This is a genomic window from Peribacillus sp. SIMBA_075 (assembly GCF_046534585.1).
Map to the genome: position 1 here is coordinate 1 of NZ_JAWRYN010000563.1, position 273 is coordinate 273.

Consider the following 273-nt stretch of genomic DNA (forward strand, 5'->3'; position numbering starts at 1 on the left):
TGAATGAGGAACGTCCGTCTTTGAGCAGCAGATAATGGATACGTGTCTTTCTTTTCCACTGGTTCAATCTTGAAATATTGATGCTTCTCTGCCTTTTCGATGAATGCTTGTAGCTTTTCAATCGTCGGATTGTTGAACATGTCTGTGAGCGTAAGTTCTACACCAAACTCTTTGTGAATTTGAGAAATCAGACCGGTCGCATTTAACGAATGTCCGCCAAGCTCAAAGAAATGATCGTCCCTTTCCACCTTTTCGATTCCTAAAATGTCTTTC

At 41.0% G+C, this 273-nt stretch carries 1 protein-coding gene; it reads right to left on the reverse strand.

Features of this window, described 5'->3' with window-relative positions:
- Positions 1–273: phosphopantetheine-binding protein (locus tag SB775_RS29405; protein WP_410864764.1), on the reverse strand; the 273-nt coding region annotated here is incomplete at both ends.